The organism is Frankia sp. CcWB3 (assembly GCF_977927595.1).
The window spans coordinates 1-7,375 of the sequence record NZ_CDWRCK010000211.1 but is presented as its reverse complement, the minus strand read 5'-3'; the positions used below and the strand labels follow the sequence as shown (position 1 = coordinate 7,375).

The following is a 7,375-nucleotide window of genomic DNA, read 5'->3' as shown; positions in this document are numbered from 1 at the left end:
CGATCACAAGATCAGCGACAGATCCCCTGACCTGCCTCTGTCCGCGTGATCATTCCGGCCCCTGAATCCCCTGATCCGCCCATCCACTGATCTACCGATCCACAGATTCAACGAACCGGCCGACATGCCGGGCGTGTGTACGGGGTAGCAGACGTGATGGGGTAATGGCACGGACAGTGGCAGTTCCCTGCGCGGAAGGGGCTCGTCGTGGTAGCAGAGGTCGGCAGGATCGGGTTGTGGGCAGCCGAGCGGCAGTGGCCGAAGGATGTCCCGGCCCGGGCGGAGATCGCCGCCGAGGTGGAGGCCCTCGGCGTCCCGGCGGTATGGATCGGCGCGGCCAGTGGCGATCTCGAACTCGCGGCCGCGATCCTGGACAACACGGATCGGCTGGTGGTCGGTACCAGCATCCTCAACGTCTGGACCGAACCGGCGGACGTCGTTGCCGATCATTACGCCATGCTGGCGAAGGCGCACCCCGACCGGATCCTGCTCGGGCTCGGTGCCGGCCACAAGGAACCGGTGGAGAAGACGACCGGCCGTCGCTACGAGCGTCCCGTCGACGTCCTCGTCGACTATCTCGACACCCTCGACGAGCTGGGCGTCCCGCGGGCCGACCGGGCGCTGGCCGCTCTCGGTCCCCGCATGCTGGGGATCGCCGCGCAGCGCACTGCGGGTGCCCTGCCCTACCTCACCACCCCCGAGCACACCCGGCGCGCCCGGGAGCTGCTCGGCCCGGACGCACTACTCGCGCCCGAGCAGATGGTCATCCTCGACACCGATCCGGCTCAGGCCCGGGCGGTCGCGCACGACACCCTTGCGTTCTACCTGAAGCTGCCGAACTATGTGAACAACCTGCGCCGTCTCGGCTTCACCGAGGACGATCTGACGGGTGCCGGCTCGCAGCGCCTCGTCGAGGCCGTGGTGGCCTGGGGCGATGTGGACTCCGTGCTGGCCAGGGTCGCCGAGCACCATGAGGCCGGTGCCGATCACGTGGCCATCCAGGTGCTCACCTCCACTCCCACCCGGCTCCCGCGCGAGCAGTGGGCCCGGCTGGCGCCGGTCATCGTCGGGTAACCCGGCTGATCCGGCGGCGAGCCGAGCGGGTGCCACCCCGGCCGGTAGCCGGTCCATCGCCGGTGGTCTGCCCTGGGTGATCGGTTAGCACACTGAACGTTGCCTTGGCAAGCCGCGAGTCTGGACCGACAGTGAGCAGGACGTCACCGTGCATTTCGGCGTGGTGCTGGAAAATCTGCTGCGGGTTCACGGCTTGTTGACTGTCGGCAGGATGACACTCCGCCGGCCGATAGTGGCTGGCTCGATGGTGGGTGCTCCGCGACGATGATGCCAACCGGGGGAGGCGCGGCCGGTCGGTGCAACTGCCGACCTGCCTACCTGTCGTCCTACCTGCCTGCCGTCGGTGGGCCCTACCGAGCGGGCAGCAGCCCGGGTCCGGTCCGTCATCCCGACATAGTGATGTTCCACGGAAAGGAGGGGAATGATCGAGGCGCAAGGGCTCACCAAGCGGTACGGACGTACGGTCGCCGTCAACGACCTGTCCTTCACGGTGCAGCCCGGCAAGGTGACCGGCTTCCTGGGGCCGAATGGTGCGGGAAAGTCCACTACAATGCGGATGATCCTGGGGCTCGATAATCCGAGCGCAGGCCAGGTCCGTATCGACGGTAAGCGATATGCCGAGCTGAAGGAACCACTCCGCCAGGTCGGATCGCTGCTGGAAGCGAAATGGGTGCATCCCAACCGCTCCGCCCGCTCGCACCTGCGGTGGATGGCCGCGGCGAACCGAATTCCCGGGAAGCGGGTCGACGAGGTCTTGGAGATCGTTGGGCTCACCCCGGTCGTCGGCAAGCGGGCGGGTGGCTTCTCGCTCGGGATGGCACAGCGTCTCGGGATCGCGACGGCCCTGCTGGGTGACCCGCAGGTCCTTCTCTTCGACGAGCCCGTGAACGGGCTGGACCCGGAGGGAATCCTCTGGATTCGCCAGTTCATGCATCGACTTGCGGACGAGGGGCGGACGATCTTCGTTTCCAGTCATCTGCTGTCCGAGATGGCGCTGACCGCCCAGGAGCTCGTCGTCATCGGTCGCGGGCGGCTGATCGCCCAGACCAGTACCCATGCCTTCATCGACATGGCGTCCGAGTCGGCAGTCCGGGTCCGCGGGCCGGAGATGGAGCGGCTGCGTGGCGTGCTGACCGGTCAGGGCCTCGCGGTTCGGGACGCCGCCGCCGACGACGGTGGTCCGGCGGCGTTCCTCGTGTCGAACAGCAGCACCGAGCAGGTCGGCGAGCTGGCCGGTCGGATCGGGCTGGTCCTGCACGAGCTGGCGGCGCAGCGCGGCTCGTTGGAGCAGGCGTTCATCCAGCTGACCGGCGGCGAGGTGGAGTGCCACGCCGGGACGCCGGGGCCGGGCGCCAGCCGGTCGGCGACAGGTGCTCCGCCGGGGCCCGTGCCGGCGGGAACTGCTGCCGGTCCGCTGGCCGGGACACCTCGCCAGCCGGTCGACGGTGGTGTGGGTGCCGGTGGCGGTCCGTCGGCCTCGGCCGAGGCGGCACGAGGGGGGACTGGACGATGACCCTGCTCACCGTCGAGCGGATCAAGCTGTTCTCGACCCGCTCACCGTGGTGGTGCATGATCCTGGCGACCGCGTTCACCGTACGGCTGACCTCGATCTTCGCGGCGGCGACCAACGGTGACGACCTCGCCAGCCTCACCCCGAACGTCACCCAGTTTGCCTACAACTTCGGCCTTGTGGTGATGATGGTGATGGCCACGTTGGCGGTCACCACCGAATACCGCTTCAGCACGATCCGGTCCACGTTCCTCGCGGTGCCCACCCGGACGCCGGCACTGCTCGCGAAGGCTGCCGTCGTCTCCCTGCTCGCGGGGATCGTCGGCGAGATCACCGCCATCGCCTCCTGGGGCGTCGCCAAGCTGATCAAGCCGGATGCCCCCCTGGCTCTGGACACGGCGCAGGAGTACCGTAACGTTTTCGGTGTCGGTCTGGTCTACTTGTTCGCGGCGATTTTCGCGCTGGCTCTGGGGCTGATCATCCGGCAATCGGCGGGCGCGATCGTGATTACGCTTGTCTACCTGTTCCTCGGAGAGAGCCTGCTGCCGGCGATCCCCCGGATCGGTGACCATATCCAGCACTGGCTGCCGTTCACCACCGGTGACAATTTCATCGTCGCCGGGCAGGTGGAGCGTTCCAACGGCCCGCCCGTGGTCGAGGGGATGCCGTTCGGCCCCTGGGGCTCCCTCGCTTACTTTGCCGCGATCTGCCTCGGCCTGTTCGCCATCGGGCTCGTCTTGGCCAAGCGTCGGGACGCCTGAGCCCACCCGAGGTGCGATCTCCATCGGCATGAGCTCTGAAGCCGTGGTTATCTGAGTATCTGTGATCATCAGAGTACCTGAACGCACCGGCGGGTTGCCTTCAGGCCTGGAGCCGCGGTCCACCGGTCGCCCCGACGTGGGCGACCGGTGGACCGCAGGTCAGGCGCCAGGGCCCCACAGGTCCCGACCGGCGCGGGCCCGCTCCTGGGCCTTCATGCGAGCCTCGTGGACGTGGCGCATCCTACCGGTGAGCCGCAGCCGGACCTGTTCGTCCACGGCGACGAAGGGGCGGTAGTAGATGTCGTCGTACTCCTCGGTGATCTGGAAGGTCCACCGCCCGTCGAGGACGTTGCGTCCGTGCAGCTCCCGGCGTACATAGGCGGCCATCTTGGCGTGTCCGGCGTCCTCCAGACCGCTAATCGCCTCCGCGAGGATCAGATCGGCCCGCCCGGAGAGTTGATGGAACTCGTAGAGCGCCCCGCGGGCCCGTTCAACCCACTCCAGCGCCTCGCTGAGCTTGCCGACCGCGTCAGCGGTCGTGTCGTCGAGGTCGGGCTGCGTGCGGTCGTCCTCTCGGCGGCCCCCGGCCGGACGATTCCCGCTCATCCGGTCGGTTCGACTGCTGTCAGCCCGACTGCTGTCGGTTCGACCCCGGCGGGTGTGTCTGCTCACCCTGACGGGATGCCCCGGCGGTGTCGGGTCACACCGACCTGCCGCCTCGCGCCGGGAACGACTACGAGAACCACCGGACCGCCTCTGTGGCTCTGGCGGGCAGGTATCCATTCAGGGGTGCTGGAACCTGCATCCCTGAATGGATACGTACAATCATGAGCACAGGAATTCTGGCACCGGGTATCTCGCGTCGGCGGTCGTGCATTTCGGCCGGGCCGAGGCCATCCAGGCCGCGCGGCCGTGTCCTGGACGCGGCCTGTGTCGCGCACCCGGAGCGGTTCGTGAACCGGCCTCCGGTCCCGCCGCCGCTCCCGAAGCCGGCCGGGATCAACCGGAAGCCCGACGAGGCTGAGCCGGCCGACTCGGGTGTTCCCGAGAGATCGGAAATCGTTCCACAAAAATCACAATTAGGCTAATTCACAAAATATCTTACCTCAAAGATCTTGACAAGTTCCGTTCTGTCCCGCGCCAAGATCTTGGCTCAGGAATCCTGACCTGAAGGTTGGGTTTTCTGGATCTTGGTGGGGGGTTGGGAAGATGTTTGAGATCGTTGGTCAGACGATTCTTCGTAGCGGTCGGGGTCCCGGGCGTTGGGGGGGTGTGCGCCGGTCGATACACCGGACCATGGTGCTGATGGTTCAGTAGATGAGGGGTTCGGCCGCGACGAGCAGCATTATCACGAAAGTCGAGTCGTATTGGCCGTGCTCTCACGGAGAGTTCGGATTGGCGTAGTTCGGTGCTTGGTAGCCTGCGAGCATGTCGGTGTCGGAGCTTTCGGCGAGCAGTCAGAACTATCTGAAGGTGGTCTGGAGTCTTCAGGAGTGGTCCGGGGTGCCGGTGTCGCCTTCGACACTGGCAGCGAAGGTGGGGGTGAGACTGTCGACGGCGTCGGACGCGGTGCGCAAACTTACTGAGCAGGGTCTGCTGGAGCACGCGCCCTACGGGGCAGTGTCACTGACAGAGAAGGGGCGGGTGCATGCGGTGGCGATGGTGCGCCGCCACCGGTTGATTGAGTCGTTCCTGGTGCAGGTGCTGGGGTATCGGTGGGATCAGGTGCATGATGAGGCCGAGACGCTGGAGCATGCGGTGTCGGACTTCATGGTGAACCGGATCGACGAATACCTCGGCCATCCCACCCGCGACCCACATGGTGATCCGATCCCGGGCTCGGACGGCACGGTGCGGGTACCGGATGCGGTCCTGCTGTCTCGGATCGGGCCGGGCGCGCACGCGCGTGTGGAGCGGATCTCGGACGCGGACGCGGGCCTGTTGCAGTTCTTCGCCGAGCGTGGGATTGGCATCGGTACCGTGCTGGAGGTGCGAGCCGGGGCACCGTACTCGGATTCGGTGGAGGTGGTTGTGGAAGGCCGCGATGAGGCGGTGTGGCTCTTGGCCGGTCGGCGACGGACGCTGTGTGCGTCACGGTGAGCTCCTCGGGGCCGGCTCCGCTGCGGGAGGCCGGCCCGGGACACGGGTGCGAGACCACGGCCGAGGCGGGCCGCGACGGATTAATGAACTAGCTTCCGAGCGGCCCACCTACCTTCGAAAGGGTGAAGAAGGCGGTTTCCGAGTGGTGCCAGTGTGGTGAGCCGAGGTTCCTCCTGATCGCTGGGTCTCGGGTCGGCTGCGGGTCAGCTCGCTGAGACGAACTCCCGGTGCCGCCGAGCGAGCAGTCGTTTGCCAAGCAGCCCGTGGCGGGGGCTGAACAGGTAGACGAGTGCAAACACGACGCCCTGGACGACGACGACGAGCCCGCCGGAGGACGCGTCGAGCCAGTAGCTGAGATAGATCCCCATCGTCGAGCTCGCGGCCGATATCGCCGGGGCGATGACGAGCATACGTCCGAAGCGGTCGGTGAGCAGGAAGGCGGTGGCGCCAGGGATGATCATCATCGCCACGACGAGAATCACCCCGACCACCTGCAGTGCGACCACGGCGGTGAGGGCGAGCAGGCCGAGCAGCAGCGTGCCGAGGAACCGCGGCGACAGGCCGATAGCGTGGGCGTGAGTCGGGTCGAACGCGTACAGCGTCAGGTCACGCCGCTTCAGCACAAGGATGACGAACGCGACAGCAGCGAGGATTCCGATCTGGATGAGGTCCGCGGTGGAGACGCCGAGGATGTTGCCGAAGACGATGTGGTTCAGGTCGGTCTGGCTCGGGGTGATCGAGATGAGGACGAGTCCGAGCGCAAACAGGGTGGTGAAGACGATCCCGATCGCGGCGTCTTCTTTCACCCGGCTGGTTCCGCGGATCGTCCCGATGAGCGCGACAGAGAGGAACCCGAACACGAGCGCACCGATCGCGAACGGTATGCCGAGGATGTAGGCGATCACGACCCCGGGCAGGACGGAGTGAGAGACCGCGTCACCCATCAGCGACCAGCCGACGAGCACGAGCCAGCACGACAGGAGGGCACAGACGACAGCAGCGATCATGGTGGTGGCAAGAGCCCGGACCATGAAGTCGTACTGCAGCGGATCCAGGAGCAGATCGAGCGGGTTCATGCGACGTACTTCTGCTCGAGCACGTCGAGTCCGAACGCGCGGGCGAGGTTCTCCGGTCTGAGCGTCTCGGTCACGGAGCCGTGGAACAGCACTCGGCGCAGCAGCACCGCCTCGTCGGCCAGCTGTGGCAGGGCGTGAAGGTCATGGGTGGAGACCAGGATGGTACGGCCGTCCGCGGCGAGCTCCTTGAGTAGTCGGACGATGGTGGCTTCGGATTTCTTGTCGACCCCGGCGAAGGGTTCGTCCAGGAGCATGATCTGCGCATTTTGGGCGATGCCGCGGGCGACGAACGCGCGTTTCTTCTGCCCGCCGGAGAGCTGTCCGATTTGCCGGTCCGCGTACTCGGTCAGCTCCACACGCTCCAGCGCCTCGGACACCGCCGTGTGGTCGGCCGGGCGCGCCCGGCGGGTGAAGTTCTGGTGGCCGTAGCGGCCCATCATCACAACGTCGCGCACGGAGACAGGGAAGGCCCAATCGACCTCCTCGCTCTGTGGCACATAACCCACCAGGCCCTGTTTACGCGCCACGGCAGGCTCGGCACCGTCGAGTAGCACGCGTCCCCGGTCGGGGCGGACTATACCCATGACCGACTTGAACAGCGTCGACTTGCCGGATCCGTTCATCCCGATCAACCCGGCCACCCGCCCCGGCTCGACGGTGAGGGACACGCCGTCGAGGGCGAGGACCCCGCCGTAACGGACGACGACCTCCTGAACCTGGATCGCCGCGGTCACGAGGTCCGCCCGGTGAGCCCGTTGATAATCGTGGTCGCGTCGTAGCGGATCAGGTCGAGGTAGGTCGGTACCGGCCCGTCGGCCTTGGAGAGAGAATCGACATAGGGGACGTAATGAAGT

Annotated in this window: 6 protein-coding genes and 2 pseudogenes; 4 read left to right on the top strand and 4 right to left on the bottom strand. The window is 66.7% G+C overall.

The features are described 5' to 3' along the window. Window positions 1–207: 207 nt before the first annotated feature. The 3 genes from ACY5KJ_RS15315 to ACY5KJ_RS15305 all read left to right on the top strand — a co-directional run bounded on the left by ACY5KJ_RS15315 (window position 208) and on the right by ACY5KJ_RS15305 (window position 3,345). On the top strand, window positions 208–1,074 hold the full coding sequence (locus ACY5KJ_RS15315; RefSeq protein WP_462188724.1) for an LLM class F420-dependent oxidoreductase: 867 nt from the start codon (window positions 208–210) through the stop codon (window positions 1,072–1,074). Window positions 1,075–1,495: 421 nt separating this feature from the next. Continuing rightward, the gene (locus ACY5KJ_RS15310; RefSeq protein ID WP_462188723.1) at window positions 1,496–2,587 is read left to right on the top strand and encodes an ABC transporter ATP-binding protein; all 1,092 of its coding nucleotides are present in this window, start codon (window positions 1,496–1,498) and stop codon (window positions 2,585–2,587) included. Further along, entirely contained in the window at window positions 2,584–3,345 is a 762-nt protein-coding gene (locus tag ACY5KJ_RS15305; protein WP_462188722.1) for an ABC transporter permease, read from the top strand. Before ACY5KJ_RS15310 ends, ACY5KJ_RS15305 begins: the two co-directional genes overlap by 4 nt. 159 nt (window positions 3,346–3,504) lie before the next feature. On the opposite strand, the gene ACY5KJ_RS15300 is transcribed toward ACY5KJ_RS15305, so the two are convergent. After that, window positions 3,505–3,951 carry a hypothetical protein gene (locus ACY5KJ_RS15300; protein WP_462188720.1) on the bottom strand — a complete coding sequence of 149 codons (447 nt, stop codon included), beginning with the start codon at window positions 3,949–3,951 and terminating at the stop codon, window positions 3,505–3,507. A gap of 822 nt (window positions 3,952–4,773) precedes the next feature. Here ACY5KJ_RS15300 and ACY5KJ_RS15295 point away from each other — a divergent pair. Then, window positions 4,774–5,444, top strand: a pseudogene (locus ACY5KJ_RS15295) (metal-dependent transcriptional regulator); the annotation flags it as partial. Between the two features lie 204 nt (window positions 5,445–5,648). Here ACY5KJ_RS15295 and ACY5KJ_RS15290 read toward each other — a convergent pair. The 3 genes and pseudogenes from ACY5KJ_RS15290 to ACY5KJ_RS15280 all read right to left on the bottom strand — a co-directional run. Then, window positions 5,649–6,521 (bottom strand): metal ABC transporter permease, encoded by an 873-nt coding sequence (locus ACY5KJ_RS15290; RefSeq protein WP_462188718.1) that lies wholly within the window; start codon window positions 6,519–6,521, stop codon window positions 5,649–5,651. Then, entirely contained in the window at window positions 6,518–7,255 is a 738-nt protein-coding gene (locus ACY5KJ_RS15285) for a metal ABC transporter ATP-binding protein (protein ID WP_462188717.1), read from the bottom strand. Before ACY5KJ_RS15285 ends, ACY5KJ_RS15290 begins: the two co-directional genes overlap by 4 nt. Further along, window positions 7,252–7,375, bottom strand: a pseudogene (locus ACY5KJ_RS15280) (metal ABC transporter substrate-binding protein); the annotation flags it as partial. The gene ACY5KJ_RS15285 and the pseudogene ACY5KJ_RS15280, both read right to left, overlap by 4 nt.

Coding starts and splice junctions, on each gene's coding strand:
- ACY5KJ_RS15300 (WP_462188720.1), bottom strand. CDS start 3,951: ATGAGCGGGAATCGTCCGGCCGGGGGCCGCCGAGAGGACGACCGCACG.
- ACY5KJ_RS15310 (WP_462188723.1), top strand. CDS start 1,496: ATGATCGAGGCGCAAGGGCTCACCAAGCGGTACGGACGTACGGTCGCC.
- ACY5KJ_RS15290 (WP_462188718.1), bottom strand. CDS start 6,521: ATGAACCCGCTCGATCTGCTCCTGGATCCGCTGCAGTACGACTTCATG.
- ACY5KJ_RS15305 (WP_462188722.1), top strand. CDS start 2,584: ATGACCCTGCTCACCGTCGAGCGGATCAAGCTGTTCTCGACCCGCTCA.